Annotated in this window: 10 protein-coding genes; 7 read left to right on the plus strand and 3 right to left on the minus strand. The window is 63.9% G+C overall.

What is annotated here, in order from left to right; translation table 11 throughout:
- Positions 1–72 precede the first annotated feature (72 nt).
- Both QU606_RS22145 and QU606_RS22150 read left to right on the plus strand, forming a co-directional pair.
- Positions 73–1317: a methionine gamma-lyase gene (locus QU606_RS22145; protein WP_024076044.1), complete on the plus strand. Its 1245-nt coding sequence runs from the start codon at positions 73–75 to the stop codon at positions 1315–1317.
- 229 nt (positions 1318–1546) lie between these two features.
- Entirely contained in the window at positions 1547–2221 is a 675-nt protein-coding gene (locus tag QU606_RS22150; RefSeq protein WP_024076045.1) for a helix-turn-helix transcriptional regulator, read from the plus strand.
- A 12-nt stretch (positions 2222–2233) separates the two neighbouring features.
- Here the strand turns inward: QU606_RS22150 and QU606_RS22155 are convergent, their stop codons facing one another.
- The gene (locus QU606_RS22155) at positions 2234–3853 is read right to left on the minus strand and encodes a hypothetical protein (protein WP_024076046.1); all 1620 of its coding nucleotides are present in this window, start codon (positions 3851–3853) and stop codon (positions 2234–2236) included.
- 142 nt (positions 3854–3995) lie between these two features.
- Between QU606_RS22155 and pvdM the strand changes: the two genes are divergently transcribed.
- Genes pvdM through QU606_RS22170 form a run of 3 tightly spaced genes read left to right on the plus strand, consistent with a single transcriptional unit; the run spans position 3996 to position 7541 of the window.
- Entirely contained in the window at positions 3996–5345 is a 1350-nt protein-coding gene (gene pvdM, locus QU606_RS22160) for a pyoverdine-tailoring dipeptidase-like protein PvdM (RefSeq protein ID WP_304997524.1), read from the plus strand.
- Between the two features lie 19 nt (positions 5346–5364).
- The gene (locus tag QU606_RS22165; protein WP_304997525.1) at positions 5365–6636 is read left to right on the plus strand and encodes an aminotransferase class V-fold PLP-dependent enzyme; all 1272 of its coding nucleotides are present in this window, start codon (positions 5365–5367) and stop codon (positions 6634–6636) included.
- Between the two features lie 32 nt (positions 6637–6668).
- Positions 6669–7541: a formylglycine-generating enzyme family protein gene (locus QU606_RS22170; protein WP_304997526.1), complete on the plus strand. Its 873-nt coding sequence runs from the start codon at positions 6669–6671 to the stop codon at positions 7539–7541.
- A 130-nt stretch (positions 7542–7671) separates the two neighbouring features.
- Here the strand turns inward: QU606_RS22170 and QU606_RS22175 are convergent, their stop codons facing one another.
- Positions 7672–8499, minus strand: coding sequence for a N(5)-hydroxyornithine transformylase PvdF (locus tag QU606_RS22175; RefSeq protein ID WP_304997527.1), 828 nt, complete (start codon positions 8497–8499; stop codon positions 7672–7674).
- Positions 8500–8701: 202 nt separating this feature from the next.
- Here QU606_RS22175 and QU606_RS22180 point away from each other — a divergent pair, with 202 nt between their 5' ends.
- Together QU606_RS22180 and QU606_RS22185 are read left to right on the plus strand one after the other, a co-directional pair.
- A complete protein-coding gene (locus QU606_RS22180; RefSeq protein ID WP_024076051.1) occupies positions 8702–10354 on the plus strand; it encodes a cyclic peptide export ABC transporter in 1653 nt (550 codons plus the stop codon).
- 154 nt (positions 10355–10508) lie between these two features.
- Positions 10509–12881: a TonB-dependent siderophore receptor gene (locus QU606_RS22185; protein ID WP_069075801.1), complete on the plus strand. Its 2373-nt coding sequence runs from the start codon at positions 10509–10511 to the stop codon at positions 12879–12881.
- Between the two features lie 142 nt (positions 12882–13023).
- Here the strand turns inward: QU606_RS22185 and QU606_RS22190 are convergent, their stop codons facing one another.
- Complete coding sequence (locus tag QU606_RS22190; protein WP_304997528.1) at positions 13024–26580, minus strand: non-ribosomal peptide synthetase; 13557 nt, start codon at positions 26578–26580, stop codon at positions 13024–13026.
- Positions 26581–26584: the final 4 nt, after the last annotated feature.

Consider the following 26584-nt stretch of genomic DNA (forward strand, 5'->3'; position numbering starts at 1 on the left):
TTTATCAGCAAACTTCGCAAAGTTCGGCTGTGGTTATGAGCATAGCATTGTAGGAAATAAGGAGCGCCAGACATGAACAATAAACATCCTGCCTTCGGCTTTTCCACCCGTGCCATCCACCACGGTTACGACCCCCAGGACCACCATGGCGCGCTGGTGCCGCCGATCTACCTGTCTGCAACCTTTGCCTTTCCCACCGCGGAATACGGCGCGGCCTGTTTTGCCGGGGAAGAAAGCGGCCACTTCTACACCCGCATTTCCAACCCGACCCTGGCCTTGCTGGAGTCGCGCATGGCCACCCTGGAAAACGGCGAAGCCGCGATAGCGTTCAGCTCTGGCATGGGCGCGATTGCCGCGACCTTCTGGACCCTGCTGCGCCCCGGCGACGAGGTGATCGTCAGCCAGACCGTGTACGGTTGCACCTACGCCCTGCTGCACCATGGCATCAGCGAGTTCGGTATCAAGGTGCGCCATGTCGACCTCACCGACCTGGCCGCGCTGCAAGCCGCGCTGTCCCCGGCCACGCGCATGATCTACTGCGAAACCCCCGCCAACCCCACCTTGCAACTGGTGGACATCGCCGCCATCGCCGCGCTGGCCCATCAGCAGCCCAACATCACCGTGGTGGTCGACAACACCTACTGCACGCCTTACCTGCAACGCCCCCTGGACCTCGGTGCCGACGTGGTGGTGCATTCGGCCACCAAGTACCTCAGCGGGCATGGCGATATCACTGCTGGCATTGCGGTGAGCAACCAGGCCCTGGCGCATCGTATTCGCCTGCAAGGGCTCAAGGACCTGACCGGCGCGGTCATGTCACCCCAGGATGCAGCGCTGCTGATGCGCGGCCTCAAGACCCTGGCGCTGCGCATGGATCGCCATTGCAGCAACGCCCAGGCCGTGGCCGAAGCCTTGCAGGCGCACCCGGCCGTGGCATGGGTGACTTACCCTGGGTTGCGCTCTTTCCCGCAGTACGAATTGGCGGCCCGGCAAATGCGCCAGTCCGGCGGGATGATTGCCTTCGAACTCAAGGGCGGTATCGACACCGGCCGGCGCTTCATGAACGCGCTTCAGTTGTTCACCCGCGCCGTCAGCCTGGGTGACGCCGAATCCCTGGCCCAGCACCCGGCGAGCATGACCCACTCCACCTACACCCCGGAAGAACGCGCACAGCACGGCATCAGTGAGGGCCTGGTGCGTTTATCGGTAGGCCTGGAGGACGTCGCCGACCTGCTGGCGGACGTTCGGCAGGCCCTGGCCCAGTGCATGCGTATCGCGCCCCGTCACACCCGGACGGCTGAACCGGCGCTGAAATAACGCCAACGCCTGGGGTTAAGCGATCCCACAACGGTGGCCGGCCCAGTCCGACCGCCGTTGAGGCAATTGCATCGCGTTTTCGCGGATTGGATCCCCATGCCGAGCCGGGCCTGTACTAGCATAGGTTTTCCGGCGGGCGCGATTTTCACTGTGGGTTATTCGCATTGGCCAGCACCTTGCCCCCCCGTCGCGATAAGGCCGAATACCCGCACTTTTCATGGATGAGTTGATGAACGCACACCTGTTCCCCCATATCGGCAAGGTCATCGCCAGCACCGGCAGCCGCCATTTCCCGCGCATGCTGCATGACCTGATCCTCACCCAACTGGCCGTGGACGCCACCCATATCACGCAACTGCAGGTCAGCCCCGAAGGCCATACCCGGCGCAAGATCAGCCCGGTGTACACCGACTCGGTGACCGCCGGCAGCGCCGAACCACCCGCCGCCCAACTGCACCTCACGCGGCGCAAGGACGATATGCGCTACGTACTGTCGGTGTACCGCTCGCCCCCGTCAGCGTGTTTTTCCGCTCAGGAACGCAGCCTGCTGCAAGACTTCTCCACCTTGCTGCTGCCCATGGTGGAAAAACACATCAACGCCATCCAGCCTTGCCGCACTGTCAGCGACCCGGTCGTAGCGCAAAACCACGGCCTCGACACCCTGCGCCGACGCATCGAAGAACGCCTGGTGCAATCGGGGCTGAACCTGTCCAAGCGCGAGCTGGAAGTGTGCGTCGGCCTGCTGGCCGGGCGCACCGCGCCGGAGCTGGCGGAACAACTGGCGCTGAAGGTCAACACCATCGAGAGCTACCTCAAGCGCGCGTCGGTCAAGCTGGGTATCAGCGGGCGGCATTCGTTGTTGCGGTGGATGTATGCGACGCAGGAAGGGGCGGCCGTGAGTTGAGGGGGCCGCCTCTCAAGCCTTCACCTTCAAATGCCGCGCATACCAGGGCCGCTTCGGCACGCGCTTGAACAACCCCTTCAACATCTCGTCCTCGGCACCGAAGGTAATGCGCAACGCCAGCTTCATGGTCTCCGGGTCCATCTCCATCGACCGCCCCATCTGCAGCCCCGGCGTGGTGCTGCAGCCATGGGTGTCCGGCCCCAGCCAGGGGTCGCCGACCTCGACCCAACGCCCCGCTGCGAACCATGCCACGCCGTTGACTTCAAGCCGGCTGACCTCACCGGGATGGAAGCGTTCATGGGCGCGAAACCAGTCTTCGACGCGGTCGTCGATCCAGCCGTGGAAGTGCCAGAACACCGGGTTCACATGGGAGGAAAACGGATCGCCAAGGAAGTCGTTTTCCGCCGCATACCAGCGTGCAGCAAAGTCCGCGGGGTCACGGGCGAACGGTACCGGGGCGCCGTTGGAGGGGTCGCGGGGCACGGAGGCCCAGCGCATGTGCAGCCAGTCGTGCAGCCCCAGTTCCATCTCGGAGCCGAGTTGGCCCAGGGTCAGTTTGGCCAGGTAGCGTGGGTCGCGGTACTGGGATTCCCACACCTGGAAGTTGCTGTGGTAGGTCTCGGCGGCCTTGATATCGCTGACCCATTGGGTGTAGTCGCCGTCGTCCGGTGCCAGCCAGGTGGGGGGCAAGGCAAAGCCGTCGTGGTTGTCGAAGTAACGCACGAAGCCCAGGCGATCGCGCTCCAGGGGCGGTTGCGGTTCGGGGAATTGCGCCCATGAGGGCAAGTGTTGCATCGAGCGCGCGGTACCGAGCATGTGGCGGTGCATGAAGAAGAAGTCGATGCCCGAGCCGTTACGGTCCTTGAGTGTGCCGCGGGCGTCGCGTTCCTTGCCGCGCGGGCCGGGTTGCCAGCCGATGCCGCGCAGCGCATCGCGTTTTTCTTCGGAGAGTTTGTGCCATTGGTCACGGGTGGCGTGCCACAGCTGGTGGAACAGCCGGTGCTCCGGTGAAACCAGCCAGGCCAGCAGGGCCGGGTTGAGGCCGATGCGTTCGCGGGCTTCGGGAAACACCTGTTTGTGCGCGACGAAGCGGTTGTCGCGTTCAACCAGCGCGAGGGGCCGGTCCAGGTCGAGGATGTGCCCGCTGAGGGTGCTGCTGCCGGCATTGGCGAAGTTGGCCCAGACTTCGTCCAGGGTCATCTTGAATTCATAGGCCGGTGTGCCGTCGGCGGTGTCGCGGTCGATCAGGCGCCAATAGAGCACGGCGCCCTCGCCCGTGAGCAAATCACCGAGGACGCGATAGCGCGGTTCAGCGTCGGCACGCAGGTTTGCAGCCGTGTCGAGATAGCCGCGCAGGCCACGGCCGCGTGGGGCGATATCCAGCAGCAATTCCAGCCCCTGCAACGGCAGGCCCTTGAGGCCAGCATCGCGGCCTTCCAGGCGCAGGCTCCACACGCCGCGCAGCGTGTTCGCCAGGTGTTGGCCGGCAGTGTCGGCCAGGTCGACGGTGGCTTCGCCGGGCGTGATGGGAAATTCTTCGCGCGTCAACTCGCGATGGGCATAAAAGGCCGCCGGCACGGCTGCGCCGGTCAGCGCCAGGCCTGCGATGAACCCACGTCGAGAGATGGTCATTGTCTACCTTAGGAAACGCCTTTATCAGAGCTAGAACGTTTGCTCACGGGGGAAATTTAGCTTGCCGCCCGCGACGCCTAAATTTGCGCGCTCATGGCTCGTTCTTCCCAGATAGCAAAGGCCTCAACTGACTGAGACGGCAATGACAAAACCACGTTCGAAAAAGGCGCTGTATATCGGCTTCCCGCTGGCATTGGCCATCGGTGCCGGCGCCGGCTTCCTGGCCTGGGATCACTGGTTCAGGGGCAATGCCGGTTACCCGTTGGCGGTGATCAAGCAGGCCAACGACCTGCAGGATCGCTTGCTGTCGTTCGACAGCCATATCACCGTGCCGCTGGATTTCGGCACGGCCGGCAACGAAGCCGACAAAGATGGCGGCGGCCAGTTCGACCTGACCAAGGCGGCGCGGGGTCGGTTGTCCGGCGCGGCGCTGACGATTTTCGGCTGGCCGGAAATCTGGAACGGCGCCAATGCACCGCACAAACCCACCGAAGGGTTTGTCGAAGAGGCCCGCCACGAGCAGGAAGTGCGCTACAAGATCATCTCCGGCATGGTGCGCGACTTCCCCAATCAGGTCGGCATCGCCTACACCCCGGACGACTTCCGGCGCCTGCATGGCGAGGGCAAGTTCGCGATCTTTATCAGCATGCTCAATGCCTACCCGCTGGGTAATGACCTGAACCAGCTGGACTTATGGGCTGCGCGCGGCATGCGCATGTTTGGCTTCAGCTATATCGGCAATAACGCCTGGTCCGATTCGTCGCGGCCGCTGCCGTTTTTCAATGATTCCACCGATGCCCTCGAAGGCCTGTCGGACATCGGCAAGCAAGCGGTACAGCGCCTCAACGACTTGGGGGTGATCATCGATGTGTCGCAGATGTCGACCCAGGCCCTGGAGCAGGTGGCACAACTGAGCCGCACGCCAATGGTCGCCTCGCACTCGGCGCCGCGGGCGTCAGTGGACATCCCGCGCAACCTCAGCGACAAGGAACTGCAACTGATCAAGAACAGCGGCGGCGTGGTGCAGGTGGTGGGCTTCCCCGCCTATTTGCGCCCGCTGAGCCAGCCAACCCAGGACAAGCTCAACGCCCTGCGCGCTCGTTTCGACCTGCCACCATTGCCCAACCTGGCCATGGCCCTGATGCCAGGTGACGCGATCATTGCGGCATGGCCCGAGCAGAAGTTCGGCCAGTACGCCCAGGGCCTGTACGGCATCCTGGAGGAAGAACCCAAGGCCACGCTCAAGGATTGGGGCGACGCCATTGACTACACCGTGCGCAAGATCGGTATCGATCACGTCGGCATCGCCTCGGACTTCAACGACGGCGGCGGCCTGCAGGGCTGGGAGAACGTCGGCGATGTGCGCAACGTCACCGCCGAACTGATCCAGCGCGGCTACTCCGAAGCCGATATCGCCAAGCTGTGGGGAGGCAACTTCCTGCGGGTGTGGGACCAGGTCCAAAAAGCCGCCAAACCTTTGGCCAACCGCTAACCACCGGTGAAGTAAGTCCATGACCGACCGCCGTACGTTTCTCAAACAGGCCGGGGTAATCGCCGCCAGCCTGCCGCTGGGCGCTGCCCTCCTGCCCCAGGCATCGGCCGCCAGCGCGCCGGACAGCCCATGGGCGGACCTCAAGCAACTGTTCGACCAGGATCCGAGCTACCTGCACTTCTCCAACTTCCTGGTGGCGTCACACCCCAGGCCGGTGCGTGAGGCCATCGAACGCTACCGCCGACAGATCGACCGCAACCCTGGCCTGGCGATGGACTGGGGACGTGAAGAAGCCTGGAAACGCGAAGGCCAGGTGCGCGAGTGGGCCGGCCGTTACTTGAAGGCCAGCCCGCCCCAGATCGCCCTCACCGGCAGTACGTCCGAAGGGCTGGCGATGATCTATGGCGGGATCAAGGTGCGGCCCGACCAGGAGATCCTCACCACGGTTCACGAGCATTACGCCACGCAGAACTGCCTGGATTTTCGTGTCGCCAAGCAAGGCACCCAGGTGCGCCGCATCCGCCTGTTTGAACAGGCCAGCCAGGTCTCCATCGACGAGGTGCTGGGCAATATCCAGCGCTCGATCCGCCCCAACACCCGCGTACTCGGCATGACCTGGGTGCAGTCCGGCAGCGGCGTGAAGCTGCCCATCGGCGAAATCGGCCAACTGGTCGCAGAACATAATCGCAACCGTGACGATCAGGACCGCATCCTGTATGTGGTCGACGGCGTGCACGGTTTCGGCGTGGAAAACCTCGACTTCCCGGATATGCACTGCGACTTCTTTATCGCCGGCACCCACAAATGGATGTTCGGCCCCCGTGGCACCGGGCTGGTCTGCGCCCGCGACCCGGTGAATAAATACGTCACGCCGATGGTGCCCACGTTCTCCGAAGACAAGGACTTCGCCACGATCATGACGCCCGGTGGCTATCACGCCTTCGAGCATCGCTGGGCGGCGGACGAGGCCTTCAAGCTGCATTTGCAACTGGGCAAGGCGCAGGTACAGACGCACATCCATGCCCTCAACACCGAACTGAAAACCCAGCTGCTGGCCCTCCCTCAGGTCGAACTGGTCACACCTCGCAGCCCCGGCTTGTCGGCCGGTTTCACCTTTTTTCGGGTCAAGGGCCAAGACAGCGACGCCGTAGCGGATTACATGATGAACAACCGCGTGGTGATCGATGCGGTGGACCGCGATGTCGGGCCGGTGATCCGCACCGCCCCCGGCTTGCTCAATAACCTCGATGAGATCCAACGCTTCATAAGCCTGCTGAGCCAGCGAGTGTGACGGTGATTTTTCCCTTTGAACGAGAGGCTCCCATGACTCCATTGCGACTCACCCCTTTGACCGCCCTGACGCTGACGGCCCTGTGCACGGCATGGCTGCCCAACCTGGCCCAGGCAGCCACGCCGCAACCCGGAAAAGTGTTCAAGGACTGCAAGGACTGCCCGGAAATGGTGGTATTGCCGGCCGGCACCTTCACCATGGGCACCCCGGCAGATGAAGTCGGCCGCGAGCCGGACGAAGGCCCACTGCATGACGTGACCTTCGCCAAGCCCTTCGCCATGAGCCGCTTCCAGATCACCGCCGGCGAGTGGGACAGCTACGTGCGCCAGACCGGGGTGAAGATCGCCGACGGCGACACCCGCCCCGGCCGCGAATGCATCGCCAGCAAGCCACGCTATCCTCAGGGCCCGCGCCAACCGGCGGTGTGCATGGACATGGACGACATCAAACACTACGTGGCCTGGCTGTCGAAAAAGACCGGGCAGCAGTACCACATGGTCAGCGAGTCCCAACGTGAATATGCCGCGCGCGCAGGCTCGACCGGGCCATTCCCCTTCCCGTTCGACGAGGGCAAGGGCTACAGCATCGCCCAGCACGCCAACACCTACGGCCCGGCGGATGGGTACAGCTATTCGTCGCCGGTGGGCAGCTACCCGCCGAATGCGTTTGGCATGTATGACATGCACGGGAACGTCTATGAGCGGGTGGCCGACTGTTACCACGCGGATTACTTCGGCGCGCCCACCGATGGCAGTGCCTGGGTCGAGCCCACGTGCGAGCTGTACCAGATTCGTGGCAATGACTGGGGTGAAGCGCCGGTGTTCTCGCGCTCGGGCAATCGCAACAACATCTACCCGCAGACCCGCGGGGATTGGATCGGCTTCCGCGTCGTGCGCGATCTCTAAGCCCAGCCCCTACCCTGTAGGAGCGAGCGTGCTCGCGAAGAACTCATTGGCACCGCGCTGATCCTGAATACACGCGTTATCGTTGACGTTTTTCGCGAGCAAGCTCGCTCCTACAGGGGATCGCGGCGCTTCAGCCTTTGAGCGCCAGCAACTCCAAACCTTCATGCAACGCCGGGAACAGGCTGTTGTTGAAGTTGTTCCAACGCAGTTCAAGGATGGTGTCGTCCGGCGAGATCTCGGTCTTGAGTACGTCGTGGAACACTTCGCCGGAATCGATGCCATTGTCCACGTAGTGGAACGAGGCGCCGGTCAGGTACAGCGGCTCGCACGGTGTGGTCGCCCTGGTCGCCCAATCCACCACCGCTTGCCCCCGCGCTCCGTACAGCGCATTCCAGGTGGCATAGGCACCACGGCGCTCGTACGGCGACTCGATACGGGTAATGCCCGGGTGGATATTCATGATCCGACGCGCGAACGGCGCACCTGGGCGCACCAGTTCATCGAGAATCACCAGCAAACCATCCAGTACCACGATGTCGGCCTTCAGCTCGACCAGCGTGTCATGCAGGCGACGTTCGAAATCCTGCTTGCCGGCGATATGCTCCGCACTGCCCCGTGGCAGGCGGCGATAGGTGGACGGCACGCTCAGCAGCAGGTCATTGACCAGGCGCCCCTGCACCCGCAAGTCCGCGGGGTACAGCCATGGGCGCCCAGGCGTGCAGGCAAAGCCATAGTCGGCGACCAGTTGCTGGTCCCGTGGGTTCTGCTCGTCATCGTCATACACCACGCCCACCAGGTGGTAGGCATCGCCCAGCGGCGTGTCGTTCAGCGACCCCACCAGAAACTCCAGTACCGACTTCATGTAGCGCTCATGGTCCTTGTAGGCCACCGGCTGCCCGGCCTTGTCGGCGGCAGCATTTCTCAGGGACCAGACATACACCAGGTTCTTCTTCGTCATTGTTTCGCTCTCGCTGAAGGGACCACGCCCCGCGTCGTTACGCGTGCGCCTACAGAACAAGAACGAGCCAGCCGCCCGGCAATTTATCCGTCACTGCCACCGCCGGGCATACCGAGCTAAATACTCGCGCCGACGCTTCGTTTGTCATGGGTAAGGGGCTGTGTGCCCAGCCCCCCTCTTTTTCACTCTCCGGGATGTACTTATGACCGACCCCAAGCGCGGCGCCTTCAGCGGTTTGCTCGCATTGCTCAGGCCCTTTCGCACCCTCGTGACGGTCTCCGTTGCCCTGGGTATGGCGGGTGGCCTGGCCATCACCTTGCTGCTGGCGACTATCAATAATGCCCTGCACGCCTCCACCGGCATGACCCAGGGCGTGATCCTGGCCTTTGCCGCGCTGTGCCTGCTGGCCCTGACCAGTTCGATCGTGTCGGACATCGGCACCAACTATGTCGGCCAACGCATCATTGCCGCGCTGCGCAAGGACCTTGGCGAAAAAGTCCTGTCGGCGCCTATCGAGCAGATTGAACAGTATCGCTCCCACCGCCTGATCCCGGTGCTGACCCACGACGTCGACACCATCAGCGACTTTTCCTTCGCCTTTACACCCCTGGCGATCGCCACCACCGTCACCCTCGGTTGCCTGGGCTACCTGGCGTACCTGTCGGTGCCGATGTTCCTGATGATGATCGTGGCCATCGTCATCGGCAGCAGCGTGCAGTTCATTGCCGGCCACAAGGGCATTCGTGGCTTTGACGAAGCCCGCGACCTGGAAGACGAGTTGCAGCGCTACTACTCGGCGATCGCGTCAGGCGCCAAGGAACTGCGTATCCACCGCCCCCGACGCTTTCGCATGAACACCCACCGCATCCAGGAAACCGCCGACCGCATCAGCGATATCCAGGTGCGCTCGGTGAATATCTACATCGTGGCCAAGACCTTTGGCTCGATGCTGTTCTTCGTGGTGATCGGCCTGGCCCTGGCGATGCAGGCCTACAACCCCAACCCCGACCCCGCGGTGATCACCGGTTTCGTGCTGGTGCTGCTCTACATGAAAGGCCCGCTGGAGCACGTAGTGGGTTACCTGCCGATTATCGGTAAGGCGCGGATTGCCTTTGCGCGTATCACCGAACTGTCCGAACGCTTCTCGTCGCCGGAACCGCACCTGCTGATGGATGGCAGCGAGGCGCCGACACCGGTGGTGCACAGCCTGGAATTGCGCGGCGTCAGCTACAGCCCGCCGGCGGTGGAAGGCAGCCAGCCATTCCACCTGGGGCCGATCAACCTGAGCATCAAGCAGGGCGATATCGTGTTTATCGTCGGTGAAAACGGTTGCGGCAAGACCACGCTGATCAAGCTGTTGCTGGGCCTGTATCAGCCCCACGCCGGGGAAATCCGCCTCAATGGCGAGACCGTCACCGACCCGCTGCGCGATGACTATCGCCAATTGTTCACGACGGTGTTCGCCGACTATTACCTGTTCGATGACCTCGTCCAGGGCAGCGCCACCCAGTCGCTGGACAGCGCCACCCGGTACCTGGAGCGCCTGGAAATCGCGCACAAGGTCAGCGTCAAGGACGGCGTATTCAGCACCACCGACCTGTCCACCGGCCAGCGCAAGCGCCTGGCGCTGGTCAACGCCTGGCTCGAAGAACGCCCCGTGCTGGTGTTCGACGAATGGGCCGCCGACCAGGACCCGGCCTTCCGACGCATCTTCTACACCGAGCTGCTGCCGGACCTCAAACGCCTGGGCAAAACCATCATTGTGATCAGCCACGACGACCGTTACTTCGATATCGCCGACCAGTTGGTACGCCTGCGCGCGGGCCAGGTGGTGCATGAAATGGCACCGGCGTGAAATTTTTTTCCGGTTTCTCCAGTTAGGAACGTCTCACTAGTGGTAATGAGAACCAGACTCAATAAATACTTATAAACTGCCCACCTCACACACAGAAGAGAAAGCATTCATGTCAGTACGACTCGGTCTGAGCCCCCTGAGCAAAGCGCTATCCATGCGACGGGCCCTGAACTTCAACCTTACGCCTTGCGCGCTCGCGATTGCGGTATCGCTGCCCATCGCCGGGTATGTACAGGCCCAGGAGCTCGAGATCGATATTCCTGCACAGCCGTTGGGGACGGCGCTGCAGGAATTTGGCCGCCAGACCAATCTGCAAGTGCTGTACAGCCCGACCGATGTGCAAGGCAAGAACAGCACTGCGGTCAAGGGCAAGCAGGAACCCGACAAGGCGATCGCCTCGCTGCTCAACGGCACGGGTGTCCATTACAGCCTGCAAGGCAACGCCGTGACCATCAGTGCAGCCGCGACTTCGGGGCTGGAACTGGGGGCTACGCAAGTCACCGCTAACCAGTTGGGCACCGTGACGGAAGGCACCGGCTCGTATACCCCTGGCACTATTGCCACGGCGACGCGCATGGTGCTGACGCCTCGCGAAACGCCGCAGTCGATCTCGGTGGTGACGCGCCAAGTGATGGATGATTTCGGGCTTAACGCCATCGATGACGTCATGCGCCATACCCCGGGCATCACCGTGTCGACCTACGACACCGAACGCACCAACTACTATTCCCGTGGCTTCTCTATCGTCAACTTCCAGTACGACGGCATCCCGACCCTGCGTGACGCCCAATACTCAGCGGGCCAGACCCTGACCGACATGGCGATCTACGACCGTGTCGAGGTCCTCAAGGGCGCCACCGGCCTGCTCACCGGCGCTGGCGGCCCAGGGGGCACCATCAACCTGATCCGCAAAAAACCGACTTCCGAGTTCAAGAGCAGCATCGAACTGGGCGCCGGATCCTGGGACAACTACCGCTCCCAGGTCGACGTCAGCGGCCCCCTGACCGAAACCGGCAATGTGCGTGGCCGTGCCGTCGCGGCGTATCAGGACAAACAATCGTTCCTTGACCACTACTCGCGCAAGACCGGTGTGCTCTACGGCATCCTCGAATTCGACCTGGACGAAAACACCCTGTTGACCCTCGGCGCCGACTACCAGGACAGCGATCCGAAAGGCTCCAGCTGGACCGGCACACGGACCATCTTTGATGCAACGGGAAACAAGCTGAACCTGCCGCGTTCGTTCAACAACGGCCCGAAATGGGGTTCATGGGAGCAATACAGTCGTACCGCTTTCGCGACCCTGGAACACACCTTTGACAATGGCTGGGTCACCAAAGGCCAGTACAACCACCAGATCAACGGCTATAACGCGCCTCTGGGCTACATCTCCCAGGACTCCGCCACCGCCAGCTCCATCTACGCACGCAAATACGTGGGCGACACCACCAGTGACAGCCTCGATGTGTACGCCTCGGGGCCATTCGAGCTGTTCGGCCGCGAACACGAACTGGTGATCGGCCAGTCCCTGTCCATTTCCAAATGGAAAGCCAAGGACTACACCGCGACCACTTACTTCAACAACTCCTATGACTTCTACAATTGGAATGGCCAAGCCATCGAGCCGCTGTGGACCGCCACCAAGATCAATGACGAAACCACCCGCCAGACCGGTACCTACGTCACGGGTCGCTTCAGCCTGACGGACGAGCTGCACCTGTTGCTCGGCTCACGTATCGCCAACTACCAGGTCACCGGTACCAGCGACACCCAGGAAAGCGGCAAGGTGGTGCCGTATGCGGGCCTGACGTATGACCTGAACGACAATTTCACCGCGTATGCCAGCTACACCGAAATCTTCCAGCCCCAAACCCAGTACCGCACCCGCACACGCGCCATGCTTGCCCCCAACGAGGGCAAGAACTATGAGCTTGGCGTCAAGGGTGAATTCTTTGGCGGCCGCTTGAATTCCAGCCTCGCCTACTTCGAAGTGCACGAAGAAAACCGCCCGCTGGCCGACACGGCGTGGAACTCCCAGCCGGGCGTCGACTATTCGTACATCGGCACCAAGACCAAGACCAAGGGCTACGAAGCGGAAATCTCCGGCGAATTGGCCCAGGGCTGGCAACTGCAAGCGGGCTACACCCACAAGATCGCCCGCGATGACGATGGCAAGAAGGTCGCGACCTGGGAGCCGGAAGACCAGGTCAGTTTCTATACCACCTATAAACTCCAGGGCAACCTGGACAGGCTCACCGTCGGTGGCGGCGCGCGCTGGCAGAGCGCTGGCTGGCAGACCGTCAACAACTGGGGCTACCCCGGTGGTGGCCGCTCCGAGAAATTCACCCAAGACCCGTACTGGCTGGTTGATTTGATGACCCGTTACCAAGTGACCGATAACCTTTCGGCCACCCTCAACGTCAACAACCTGTTCGACAAGCACTACTACACCAACATCGGTTTCTATGACTCGGCTTACCCTGGCGACCCACGCAACGTAATGCTCACCACGCGCTGGGACTTCTAGCCCCGCAACCCGCAAAGCCCCTGGTCACTCCGTGGCCAGGGGCTTTTTTGTGCCCGCTGCGCAAGCCTGGATGAACACGCGGTATCAGACAGCAAAACGCCCCTGGCCATCGCTGGCCAGGGGCGCCCTTTACAGCAACCGCTTACTCCATAGCCGCCACAAAGCTGCTGATGAACTCAGCGTTATCCACGATCCGGTGGTGAGTCGTATCGATCACCACCGAACGCCGGATACCCGCCTGGCCAATCACCTCGCGCATACCGGACTCGATCAACGCCTGGTGGATACCGCCCTCGCTCAGGGCCGCCCACCAGCAATTGACCGGCGCCCGGATGGCGCGGTAATCGGTGTCTTGCAGGCGCTCATCCAGCACCTGCTTGAGCGCCCAGGAGCGCTCGGTTTCGCCGCCCGACTGCAACTCATCCTTGAGCACGCGGAAGCTATCGCCCAGGGTCCGCTCAGCCCAATCGGACACCTGCTGCCATTGCTCATCCTGGCTGCCGCACGTCGCCTGCCACACCGCGTGGATCTGCTCGGCGTACGCCGGGAACATCACCGCCAGCAACTCCACGCGCCGCTCGGCCGCAGACGTCACCCGCTGATCCAACTGCGCCCCCTGCTGCCAGAACGCAGTAAAGCGGGCCGGGGGCGGCGCATCGATCCAGCCCACCGATTCCACCACGCGGCCCGCCTGTTCCAGGCGGTAAGCCACCTCCATGGCCAGGTTGCCGCCCAGGGACCAGCCGGCCAGGCGGTAAGCGCCGTGGGGCTGTGCGCTCAACAATTGCTGGGTGTAGTCCTCGACCATCTGCGCCCAGGTCGGCACTTCAACGCTTTCGTCCACCAGTGCCCGGCACATCACGCCCAACACCGGACGCTGCTCACGCAACGCCAGGGCAATGGCCTTGTAGCAATGCACCGAGCCAAAACTTGGGTGGAACAGGTACAGCGGCGTGCCCTGGGCCTGGCTATTGAGCCGGACGATCAACGAGCGCTCGCCCTCGCCCTCGAGGCAACGCGCCTGAGCCGCGACCGTCGGGTGCAGCATCAACTGGTTGACGCCCAGCGCGACACCGCACACCTGATGAATGCGGTCCTTGAGCATCAGCACCAACAGCGAATGACCGCCCAGCTCGAAGAAGTTGTCATGCAACCCGACACGTTCGACTTGCAGCACCTGCGCCCATGCCGCGGCAATCTGTTGTTCGGCCTCAGTCTGCGGCGCAACGTACTCGCGGCCAGCGGCCTCGGGCTTGGGCAGCGCCTTGCGGTCCAGTTTGCCGTTGGGGCTCAGCGGCATGTGCTCCAGCACTACCCATTGCGCCGGGACCATATAGTCCGGCAGGTGGCTGGCCAGGTGGGTGCTCAAGCGCTCGCGCCAATCGTCACCGTTCGGTTGCAGCACCACATAAGCCACCAGTTGCTTGCCATCAACCACCTGCACGCTCGCTTCACGCACAGCCGGGTGTTCCAGCAGGCGCGCTTCGATTTCACCCAGCTCGATGCGCAAGCCGCGCAGCTTGACCTGGTGGTCGAGGCGGCCCAGGTATTCGATGACGCCGTCGGCACGCTGGCGTACCCGGTCGCCGCTGCGGTACAGCCGCGCCCCAGGGTGGAACGGGCAAGGCACGAAGCGCTCGGCGGTCAAGCCCGGACGCCGATGATAACTACGCGCCAAGCCTGCGCCGCCCAGGTACAGCTCACCGGCAACTCCGACCGGCACGGGTGACAGGTCGGCATCCAGCACATGGGTGCGCAGGTTGGCAATAGGCTCGCCGATCGGCACCGTGTCGTGCCCCTCGTCGACGCAGGTCCAGTGGGTCACGTCGATGGCGGCTTCGGTTGGGCCATACAGGTTGTAGAGGCCGGCTTGCGGCAGTTTGGCAAAGACTTGCTGCTGGGCGTCGACCGGTAGCGCCTCGCCGCTGCACACAATGCGCTGCAGGCTTTGGCAACGGGTCACCGCCGCATCCTGGAGGAACGCCTGCAACATCGAGGGCACGAAGTGCACTGTAGTGACCTGCTCGGCGGTGATCACACTGATCAACCGGGCCGGGTCGCGATGATCCCCCGGCGCTGCAACCACCAGGCGCGCACCGCTCATCAGCGGCCAGAAGAACTCCCACACCGACACGTCAAAGCTGAACGGGGTCTTTTGCAGCACCGTGTCGCTGGCACCGAGGCCATAGGCTTCCTGCATCCATTGCAGGCGGTTGGTCAGGGCCGAATGCCGGTTGCCCGCGCCTTTGGGCTGGCCGGTGGAGCCGGAGGTGTAGATCACATAGGCCAGGTTTTCGCCGTCCAGGACGATACCTGGGTTGCTATCGCTGTAGCCTTCGAACCACGACTCACCCAGCACCAGATGATCCAGGCCCTGGGGTATGGGGAGCTGTTGCAGCAGGTGCGCTTGAGTCAGCAGCAACTTCACCCCGCTGTCTTCAAGCATGTACGCCAGGCGCTCACGTGGATACTCGGGGTCCAGCGGCACATAGGCGCCACCGGCCTTGAGCACCGCCAGCAGGCCAACCACCATTTCGATGGAACGCTCCAGCGCCAGGCCCACCAGCACGTCCGGCCCGACGCCAGCCGCGATCAAACGATGGGCCAGGCGGTTGGCGCGGCGGTTCAGTTGCGCGTAGCTCAGACGCTGCTGGCCAAACACCAGGGCCGGCGCATCCGGCGTGCGCGCGACCTGTGCTTCAATCAACTGATGCACGCAACGCTGCAACGGGTAATCGCGAGCGGTAGCGTTCCAGTCGTGGATCACTGCTTGCTGTTCCTGGTCATCCAGCAACGGTAACTGGCCGATACGCTGCCGGGTGTCCTGGGTCATGCCGTCGAGCAGGTTCAGCCAATGGCCGGCCATGCGTGCCAGGGTGGCCGGCTCGAACAGGTCCGTGGCGTAGGTGAACGAGGCGGCAAGCCCCTCGGCCGACTCATGGGTATTGAGGCTCAAGTCGAACTGGGCCGTGTGGCCGTCCCACGCCAGGCCACTGACCTGCAGGCCGGGCAGCGGCTCAGCCTGGTCGTGGCCACTGGCTTGGGTTTGATGATTGAACAGCACCTGGAACAACGGGTTGAAGCTCAGGTTGCGTTCCGGCTGCAACGCCTCCACCAACTGCTCGAACGGCAGGTCCTGGTGGGCCTGGGCCTCCAGCGCGCGCTGTTTGACCTGGGCCAGTAACTGGGCAACCGTCTGCTGCCCGTCGATATCGGCCTTGAGGACCTGGGTATTGACGAAAAAGCCAATCAGGCGCTCGGTTTCCACGCGGTTGCGGTTGGCGATGGGCACGCCGACGCGGATGTCCCGCTGGCCGCTGTAGCGGTGCAACAACGCCTGGAATGAGGCGAGCAGGAGCATGAACAATGTCACGTCCTCACGCTGGGCCAGCGCGCGCAACGCGGTGACCCGTGCCGCCGGTACGTGGATGTCCAGGCTCGCGCCGCGATGGCTTTGCTGGCTCGGGCGGGCGTGATCCAGCGGCAATTCCAACACCGGTTGTTCACCCCCCAGCAGGTCTCGCCAGTAAGCCAGCTGGCGCGCCTTCTCGCCGGCCTCCATCCACTGGCGCTGCCACACTGCATAGTCGGCGTACTGGATCGGCAGGCCCGGCAATTGCGGCACCTCGCCCTGGCTGAAGGCGGCGTACAACTGCACCAGCTCGTCGACCATCACCTGCATCGATCCCCCATCGGAGATGATGTGATGCTGTACCAGCACCAGCACGTGGTCGTCAGCAGCCACACGCAGCAGCCACACCCGCATCAGCGGGCCCTGGGTCAGGTCGAAAGGCTGCGCAATGTAAGCCTCCACCTGGGTGCGCAGGACCGACGCATCCACATCGACCTGGGCGATCTCAACACTGGCCGGCGCGCCAATCACCTGCACCACACGCCCGTCCTCCGGTTTCAGGTGGGTGCGCAGGCTTTCGTGACGCGCAACCAGGGCGTCAAAACTGCGCTGTAGCGCCACGGGATCCAGGCGGCCTTTGAGGCGCAACGCGCTCGGCACATGGTAGGCCGCGCTGTGCGGGTCCAACTGCCAGAGGAACCACTGGCGTTCCTGGGCATAGGACAACGGCAAGGGCTGCCCTCGCTCCACCGCGACCAGGGGTGGCGCCAATGGCATGCCGCTTTCGGTCGACAGCGCTGCGACAAACCCCTGCAGCCGTGGGTGTTCGAACAGGCTTCTGAGCGCAACCTCTCGGCCCAACACATTGCGCAGGCGGGAGATGACTTGCATCGCCAGCAACGAGTGGCCGCCTCGCTCAAAGAAGTGGTCGGCCAACCCGACCCGCTCGACCCCAAGGATGTCAGCCCAGAGGGCCGCGACCTGTTGCTCAAGCTCAGTCACCGGCGCGACCCAAACGTGTTGCGACAGGCTGGCGTCGGGTTTCGGCAGCGCCTGGCGATCCAGCTTGCCGTTCGGATTGAGCGGCATGCGGTCAAGGAAGATCAGGTGCGCCGGCACCATGTAGTCCGGCAGTTGTTCACGCAAGGTGGCCTTGAGCGCTTCGGCATCCTGTTGCTCGGCGACCAGGTAGGCAATCAGTTGATGGTCGGCCGCCAACACCAGCGCTTCACGCACGCCGCGCTGGGCCAGCAGCAACGTTTCGATTTCCCCCAGCTCAATGCGGAAGCCACGGATTTTCACCTGGTGGTCGACACGCCCGACGTACTCGATCACCCCGTCGGCACGGTAGCGCGCCAGGTCGCCGGTGCGGTACAGGCGCGCGCCGGTTGCGCCGAACGGGTCCGGCACAAAGCGTTCGGCGCTCAACAGCGCACGGTTCAGATAGGCGCGGGCCAGGCCGCAGTGGCTGCCGATATACAGCTCGCCCACCGCGCCCAGTGGCGCCAGGTTCAGGTCGCGATCCAGCACGTACAGGGCACGGCCTGGCAAGGAGCGACCAATCGGGCTGGCGGTGGCACCGATGGTCTCGCTGGACGTGCAATCCAGCACACTCGAGACCACCGTAGCCTCGGTCGGACCGTAGGTATTCAACAATCGAACATGGCCCAGGCCGGCCTTCAACCACTGTGCCGGGCCGTCCAGCGGCATGGCTTCGCCGCCGATATGGATCTGGCGCAGCGCGCCATACGGGCGCGGCCCCGCTGCCAGGCAGTCGAGCAAAAACAGGTTCCAGTAGGCGGTGGGCAAGTCGGCCAGGGTGACGCCTTGAGCGATGATTTCCTCGTACAACCGCGCGCTGTCCCACAGCTCTGGGCCGCGCAACACCACGGTGGCGCCGTGGGTCAGCGCCGGGTAGAGCTGCTCGACGAACCCGTCGAAGTTCAGGGTGGCAAATTGCAGGACGCGATCGTCCTGGGTCAACCGCGAATAGCCCGCCGCGATGCTGGAGAACTCGGTCAGCGCCCCATGGTTGATCGCCACGCCCTTGGGTTTGCCCGTGGAACCGGAGGTGTAGATCACGTAGGCGAGGTTTTGCGGGTCGACGGCTACCCGCGGATCCGTCTCGGGGTACGGAGTCAAATCCGTATGCGTCAGGTCCAGCGTCGCCAAGCCTTCGGGCAGCGGCAGGTCGAGAGTCGCCTGGGTCAGCACCAGGCGCACGCCGCTGTCTTCAAGCATATGCAGCAGGCGTTCACGCGGATATTGCGGGTCGAGCGGCACATAGGCGCCGCCGGCCTTGAGCACCGCCAGCAGGCTCACCACCATCTCGAACGAGCGCGCCACCGCCACGCCAACCAGCCCTTCCGGGCCAACACCCCGCGCGATCAGCGCATGGGCCAGGCGGTTGGCTCGGCAGTTCAATTCGGCATAGCTCAGCGACTGTCCGCCCAGGCACAGTGCCGTGTGCTCCGGACGCCGTTGCGCCTGGTGCTCGAACAGATGCTGCACCCCCTGTTGAATCGAGCACGCCGGGGCCGGGGTATTCCAATCCCGCAGCAGGCGCGCGTGTTCCTGGCGATCGAGCAGCCTCAACTCGCCGATGGGTTGCCGGGCATCTCGCGCCACAGCGTCCAACAGGTTCTGCCAATGCCGCGCCAGGCGTGCCACGGTGGCGGCCTCGAACAGGTCGGTGGCGTAGGTCAGCGAGGCCCATATGCCTTCGGCGGACTCCTGGGTATCCAGGCTCAGATCGAAATGCGTGGTGTGGCTGTCCCACTCCAGCCCTTCCACCCGCAGGCCAGGCAACTGCTCGCCACGCGGCACACGCGCCTCGGCCTGGTGGTTGAACATCACCTGGAACAGTGGGTTGTGGCTCAGGCTGCGCTCCGGTTGCAGGGCTTCCACCAACTGCTCGAACGGCAAGTCCTGGTGCGCCTGGGCTTGCAGGGCGCGATGCTTGACCTGCTGCAACAGCTGGGCAAAGGACATCTGCCCGTCGATATCGGCCTTGAGCACCTGGGTGTTGACGAAGAAGCCGATCAGGCGTTCGGTCTCCACCCGGTTGCGGTTGGCGATCGGCACCCCGACACGGATGTCCGACTGCCCGCTGTAGCGATGCAACACGGCCTGGAACGACGCCAGCAACAGCATGAACAGCGTGACCCCTTCGCGTTGCGCCAGGCCCTTGAGGCGGGCAACCACGTCGGCATCCAGGCCGACTTCCAGCTGGGCGCCACGGTAGCTCTGCACCGCGGGGCGCGGGTGGTCCAGCGGCAACTCCAGTACCGGTTGCTCGCCGCCCAGCAGGCCCTGCCAGTACTCCATCTGGCGCTGCTTCTCGCCGGCGTCCATCCACTCGCGCTGCCACCCGGCGTAATCGGCGTATTGCAGCACCAGCGCGGGTAATTGCGCCGGCCGCCCCTGGCTGAACCCGGCGTACAGTTGCACCAGCTCATCGACCATGACTTGCATCGACCAACCATCGGAAACGATATGGTGCTGGACCAATATCAGCACGTGTTCCTGTTCACTCAGTTGCAACAGTGTCACGCGTAGCAGCGGGCCCTGGTACAAATCGAAAGGCCGGGCGATTTCCGCTTCCACCCGCGCCTGCACCTGCTGCGGCGATGCACCGAGCAGCCGCGCCTCATCCAACTTCAGCGTGGCGACGGGCAGGATGTGCTGCCGCGTGGACTCACCGTCGGTGACAAACACGGTGCGCAAGGTTTCATGGCGTGCGAGCAAGGCGTCAAAGCTGCGCTGCAAGGCCGCGCGATCCAGTTGCCCGCTCAGGCGCAATGCGTTGGGCACGTGGTAGGCCGCACTCTCAGGCTCCAGTTGCCAGAGGAACCACTGCCGCTCCTGGGCATAGGACAACGCCAGGGGTTGCTCACGGCTGAGCGCGAGCATCGGCGGGGCCAGCACCGTGGCGTCCTGCGCCTGCAACGCCAGCACAAACCCTTCCAGTTGCGGCTGTTCGAACAACGTGCGCAGGGCAACTTCGCGCGCCAGCAACTGGCGCAGGCGCGAGATCACCTGCATGGCCAGCAAGGAATGCCCGCCCAGTTCAAAAAAGTGATCGCTCAGGCCGATCCGTTCGGCGCCGAGTACCTCGGCCCAGATCGCAGCCACCTGCTGCTGCAAAAGGCTGACCGGCTCGACGAACACCCCCTGGGCCTGGGCAACGTCGGGCAGCGGCAGGCCGCGGCGGTCGAGCTTGCCGTTGGGAGTCAGCGGCATCTGCGCGAGGAACATGAAGTGCGCGGGCACCATGTAGTCGGGCAGACGGGCTTTCAAGGCACGCCGCAGTGCTTCACGGAATTCCACCGCGTTGACCAGGGCAGGATCGGCAGGCACCACATAGGCCACCAGTTGCTTGCCGGTCGGGCCGTCCTGGGCCACGACCACGGTTTCGCCGACGCTGTCCTGCTCTCGCAGGCGCGCTTCGATTTCGCCCAGTTCGATGCGGAAGCCGCGGATTTTCACTTGATGGTCGACGCGGCCGAGGTAGTCCACCACGCCGTCCGGGCGGCCACGGGTCAGGTCGCCGCTGCGGTACACGCGGCTGCCGGGTTTGCCGAAGGGGTCTGGCACGAAGCGTTCGGCGGTCAGGGCCGGACGTTCCAAGTAACCCCGGGCCACACCCTCCCCGCCCAAGTACAACTCACCGGCCACGCCGATGGGTTGCAGGTTGAGTTGCGCGTCCAGCACATAGCCGCTGCGGTTGCCGAGCAGTGTGCCGATGGGCGCATAGACCGCCCCGCACGGTTCCCCCTTGCGGGCCTTCCACAGCAGCGGCGTGACCACGGTTTCGGTTGGGCCGTAGCCATTGAACAGGTAGGTCGGTTTCAGCGCACGCCAGGCCAGGTCGTAGCTGGCTTGCGCCACCGCATCGCCGCCGAAGCAGTACACCCGCACGGCCGGTGGGTTGCCGTCGCGCTCGGCATGCTCGGCCAGCTGTTGCAGGTACACCGGCGGGAACACGGCCATCGTCACCTGGTGGCGATGCATCTGCGCGTAGGTGTATTCGGGCAACCACAGGCTGTCATCGCGGATCAGCACGCTCGCGCCGTTGATCAGCGGGTGCATCCAGCCTTCGTGGGAGCCGTCGAAGGCGAACGACATGAAGTGCAGTTCGCAATCGGTAGGCGAGGTTTCATAGCGCTCGCCGGTGGCGATGATGTGCGCCACCAGCGGGCCATGGGACACCGCCACGCCCTTGGGCAGGCCGGTGGAGCCGGAGGTGTAGATCACGTAGGCGAGGTTGTCGCCGTGCGGCTTCACGTCTGGAGCCGTGTCGCTGTAATCGGCCCATTCCTCAGTGCGATCGATCGCCAGGGTATCCAAGCCGTCAGGGATCGGCAGTTGCTGCAACGCCCGCGAGTGAGTCAGCAGCAACCGGGCGCGGCTGTCTTGCATCATGTACAGCAGGCGAGCACGCGGGTATTCGATATCCAGCGGCACATACACCCCACCCGCCTTGAGCACGGCGAGGAACGCCACCATGATCTCGGCGCTGCGTGGCATGGCAATCGCCACGCGCACTTCGGGGCCCACACCACGGGCGATCAGTGCGCGGGCCAGGCGGTTGGCCTGGCGGTCCAGCTCGCCGTAAGTCAGGGTCTGCGCGTCGAACTTCACCGCCACGGCCTCCGGTGTTTCAGCGGCACGGTCGGCGACCAATTCGTGCACCAGGCGCGTGGCCGGGAAGCCGGAATCGGTGCGGTTCCACAGTTGCAAGATGTGCTGCTGTTCGTCGCGATCCAGCAGGTTCAATTGGCCAATGCTCTGCGCCTGATCATCGACCATCGCCTGCAACAGGTTCTGCCAGTGGCGCGCCATGCGCTCGATGGTCGAGGCGTCGAACAGATCGGTGGCATAACCCAGCGACGCCCACAGCCCGTCGCGGTTTTCCTGCACGTCCAGGTCGAGGTCGAAGTGGGCCGTGCGGCGCTCCCACGCCAAGCCTTCGATGCGCAAGTGCGCGAGTGCCGGCGGCGTATCGCCCGGGCGCCCTTCGGCCTGGTGGTTGAACATCACTTGGAAGAGCGGGTTGAGGCTCAGGCTGCGCTCCGGCTGCAAGGCTTCCACCAGTTGCTCGAACGGCAGGTCCTGGTGGGCCTGGGCCTCCAGCGCGCGCTGTTTGACCTGGGCCAGCAACTGGGCAACGGTCGTCTGCCCATCGATCTCGGCCTTGAGCACCTGAGTATTGACGAAGAAGCCGATCAGGCGCTCGGTTTCCACGCGGTTGCGGTTGGCAATGGGCACGCCGACGCGGATGTCCTGCTGGCCGCTGTAGCGGTGCAACAACGTCTGGAACGAGGCCAGCAGCAACATGAACAACGTCACACCGTGAGCCTGGGCCAATGCCTTGAGATCGGTGGCCAGGGCCGCTGGCAGCGCTACGTCCAGGCGAGCGCCGCGATGGCTCTGCTGCGCCGGGCGCTGATGATCGAACGGCAGCTCCAGCACCGGCTGTTCACCCCCCAGCAGGTCGCGCCAATACGCCAATTGACGCGCCTTTTCGCCGGCCTCCATCCAATCGCGTTGCCACAGCGCATAGTCGGCGTACTGGATCGGCATGTCCGGCAATTGCGGCATCTCGCCCTGGCTGAAGGCGGCATACAGCTGCACCAGCTCGTCGACCATCACCTGCATCGACCAGCCATCGGAGACGATATGGTGCTGCACCAACACCAAGACATGCTCGTCCTCGGCCAGGCGCAGCAGGGTCACACGCAACAGCGGCCCGGCTTGCAGATCGAACGGCCGGGCAATCTCGGCGGCGACCTGCGCGTGCAGATCGATCTCGCTCACCTCACCCAGGGCAATCGACACGGGGGCCTGGGCTTGAATGACTTGGCGCGCGCCCTCTGGCAGCACCTGAATACAGGTGCGCAAGCTCTCATGGCGAGCGACCAGGGCATCGAAACTACGTTGCAGCGCCGAACGGTCCAACGCGCCCTTGAGGCGCAGGGCGCTGGGGATGTGGTAAGCCGCGCTGTGCGGGTCCAGTTGCCAGAGGAACCACTGGCGCTCCTGGGCATAGGACAACGGCAGTGGTTGCTCACGGCTGGCCGGCAACAACGCGGGAACCGGCTCGCCAACGCTCGCTTCCAGGGCGTGCAAGGCGGCGGCAAAGCCTTCGAGACGCGGTTGTTCGAAAAGCAGTTTCAACGGCACTTCACGCCCCAGGGCATGACGCAGACGCGACACCACCTGCATCGCCAGCAACGAGTGGCCACCCCGCTCAAAGAAGTGATCCGCCAGCCCGACCCGCTCGACACCGAGGATGTCAGCCCAGAGGGCCGCGACCTGTTGCTCAAGCTCCGTCACCGGCGCGACCCAGGCGTGTTGCGACTGGCTGGCGTCGGGTTTCGGCAGCGCCTGGCGATCCAGCTTGCCGTTCGGATTGAGCGGCATGCGGTCGAGGAAGATCAGGTGCGCCGGCACCATGTAGTCCGGCAGTTGCTCACGCAAGGTGGCCTTGAGCGCTTCGGCATCCTGTTGCTCGGCGACCAGGTAGGCAATCAGTTGATGGTCGGCCGCCAACACCAGCGCTTCACGCACGCCGGGCTGGGCCAGCAGCAACGTTTCGATTTCCCCCAGCTCAATGCGGAAACCGCGGATTTTCACCTGATGGTCGACACGCCCGACGTACTCGATCACCCCGTCGGCACGGTAGCGCGCCAGGTCGCCGGTGCGGTACAGGCGCTCGCCGGTTGCGCCGAACGGGTCCGGCACAAAGCGTTCGGCGCTCAACAGCGCACGGTTCAGATAGGCGCGGGCCAAACCGCAGTGGCTGCCGATATACAGCTCGCCCACCGCGCCCAGTGGCGCCAGGTTCAGGTCGCGATCCAGCACGTACAGGGCACGGCCTGGCAAGGAGCGACCAATCGGGCTGGCGGTGGCACCGATGGTCTCGCTGGACGTGCAATCCAGCACACTCGAGACCACCGTAGCCTCGGTCGGGCCGTAGGTATTCAACAATCGAACATGGCCCAGGCCGGCCTTCAACCACTGCGCCGGGCCGTCCAGCGGCATGGCTTCGCCGCCGATATGGATCTGGCGCAGCGCGCCATATGTGCGCGGCCCCGCCGCCAGGCAGTCGAGCAAAAACAGGTTCCAGTAGGCGGTGGGCAAGTCGGCCAGGGTGACGCCTTGAGCGATGATTTCCTCGTACAACCGCGCGCTGTCCCACAGCTCTGGACCGCGCAGCACCACGGTGGCGCCGTGGGTCAGCGCCGGATAGAGCTGCTCGACGAACCCGTCGAAGTTCAGGGTGGCGAATTGCAGGACGCGATCGTCCTGGGTCAACCGCGAATAGCCCGCCGCGATGCTGGAAAACTCGGTCAACGCCCCATGGTTGATCGCCACGCCCTTGGGTTTGCCCGTGGAGCCGGAGGTGTAGATCACGTAGGCGAGGTTTTGCGGGTCGACGGCTACCTGCGGATCCGTCTCGGGGTACTGAGTCAAATCCGTATGCGTCAGGTCCAGCGTCGCCAAGCCTTCGGGTAGCGGCAGGTCGAGAGTCGCCTGGGTCAGCACCAGGCGCACGCCGCTGTCTTCAAGCATATGCAGCAGGCGTTCACGCGGGTATTGCGGGTCGAGCGGCACATAGGCGCCGCCGGCCTTGAGCACCGCCAGCAGGCTCACCACCATCTCGAACGAGCGCGCCACCGCCACGCCGACCAGCCTTTCGGGGCCGACACCTCGAGCGATCAGCGCATGGGCCAGGCGGTTGGCTCGGCGGTTCAATTCGGCATAGCTCAGCGACTGTCCGCCCAGGCACAGTGCCGTGTGCTCCGGGCGTTGCAGCGCTTGCGCCGCGAACAGCCCATGCACACCCGCACTGTGTTGCAACACTGGCGCTGCGTGATTCCAGTCCTGTAACAGCCCGCGTTGCTGGGCCTCGGTCAACATCGTCAGTTGCGCGATGCGCGCGCCCGCCCGCCCCACGACGGCACGCAGCAAGCCCTGCCAATGCTCGGCCATGCGCTGCACGGTGGCGGCGTCGAACAGGTCAGTGGCGTAGGTCAGCGAGGCCCAAATACCGTCGGGCGATTCCTGGGTGTCCAGGCTCAAGTCGAACTGGGCGCTCTGGCTGTCCCACTCCAGCGCCTCCACCGCCAGGCCGGGCAACTGCTGCTCGCCGCGTACCCTGCGGCCTTCAGTCTGGTGGTTGAACATCACCTGGAACAGCGGGTTGTGGCTCAGGCTGCGCTCCGGTTGCAGGGCTTCCACCAACTGCTCGAACGGCAGGTCCTGATGACTCTGGGCTTGCAGCGCGCGCTGCTTGACCTGGGTGAGCAACTGGCTGAAGGTCATCTGCCCGTCGATATCGGCCTTGAGCACCTGGGTGTTGACGAAGAAGCCGATCAGGCGTTCGGTCTCCGCGCGGTTGCGGTTGGCGATCGGCACGCCGACACGGATATCCGACTGCCCACTGTAGCGATACAACAGGGTCTGGAACGACGCCAGCAACAGCATGAACAGCGTCACGCCCTCACGCTGGGCCAACGCTTTGAGGCCGGTGACCAGCGTCGCCTCCAGGCCCATGTCCAGGCGCGCGCCGCGATAGCTTTGTACGGCCGGGCGCGGGTGGTCCAGCGGCAACTCCAATACCGGCTGCTCGCCCCCCAGTTGCTCGCGCCAGTACTCCAATTGGCGCTCTTTCTCACCGGCTTCCATCCAACTGCGCTGCCACAAGGCGTAGTCCGGGTATTGAATCGCCAACGCCGGCAAGCGCGCCTCCTGGCCCTGGCTGTAAGCCACATAACACTGCACCAGCTCATCGACCATCACTTGCATCGACCAGCCGTCTGACACGATGTGGTGCAGCACCAGCACCAGCACATGCTCATCCGGCGCCAGTTGCAGCAGCTTGACCCGTAGCAGCGGGCCTTGCTGCAGGTCGAACGGCGTGGCGACTTCTGCTTGCACCAGCGCTTCAAGCTGCTCGGGGTCGCCGTTTTCATGGGCGATTTCAACGCGCACCACGGGGTCGATCACCTGCAGCACCTGCTCGGCATCTTGATGCAGGTGGGTGCGCAGGCTTTCATGGCGGGCCAGCAGGCTATCGAAGCTGCGTTGCAGGGCGACACGGTCGAGCCGGCCCTTGAGCCGCAAGGCGCGCGGCAAGTTGTAGGCCGGGCTTTGCGGCTCCAGTTGCCACAAAAACCACTGCCGCTCCTGGGCATAAGAGAGTCGAAGGGGCTCACCGTCCTGACGCTTGAAAACCGGGGCAATCTCAAACAGGTTGATGCCTTGTTGCTTGAGCATGACCGCCAACGCTTTCTTTTGTTGCGCAGAAAGTGACCCTACCGACTCGATTAATGCTTGCACGCCA

Origin of the sequence: Pseudomonas sp. OVF7, assembly GCF_030644265.1 — a bacterium.
GTDB classification, from domain to species: domain Bacteria; phylum Pseudomonadota; class Gammaproteobacteria; order Pseudomonadales; family Pseudomonadaceae; genus Aquipseudomonas; species Aquipseudomonas gorinensis.

Coding starts and splice junctions, on each gene's coding strand:
- QU606_RS22145 (WP_024076044.1), top strand. CDS start 73: ATGAACAATAAACATCCTGCCTTCGGCTTTTCCACCCGTGCCATCCAC.
- QU606_RS22150 (WP_024076045.1), top strand. CDS start 1,547: ATGAACGCACACCTGTTCCCCCATATCGGCAAGGTCATCGCCAGCACC.
- QU606_RS22155 (WP_024076046.1), bottom strand. CDS start 3,853: ATGACCATCTCTCGACGTGGGTTCATCGCAGGCCTGGCGCTGACCGGC.
- pvdM (WP_304997524.1), top strand. CDS start 3,996: ATGACAAAACCACGTTCGAAAAAGGCGCTGTATATCGGCTTCCCGCTG.
- QU606_RS22165 (WP_304997525.1), top strand. CDS start 5,365: ATGACCGACCGCCGTACGTTTCTCAAACAGGCCGGGGTAATCGCCGCC.
- QU606_RS22170 (WP_304997526.1), top strand. CDS start 6,669: ATGACTCCATTGCGACTCACCCCTTTGACCGCCCTGACGCTGACGGCC.
- QU606_RS22175 (WP_304997527.1), bottom strand. CDS start 8,499: ATGACGAAGAAGAACCTGGTGTATGTCTGGTCCCTGAGAAATGCTGCC.
- QU606_RS22180 (WP_024076051.1), top strand. CDS start 8,702: ATGACCGACCCCAAGCGCGGCGCCTTCAGCGGTTTGCTCGCATTGCTC.
- QU606_RS22185 (WP_069075801.1), top strand. CDS start 10,509: ATGCGACGGGCCCTGAACTTCAACCTTACGCCTTGCGCGCTCGCGATT.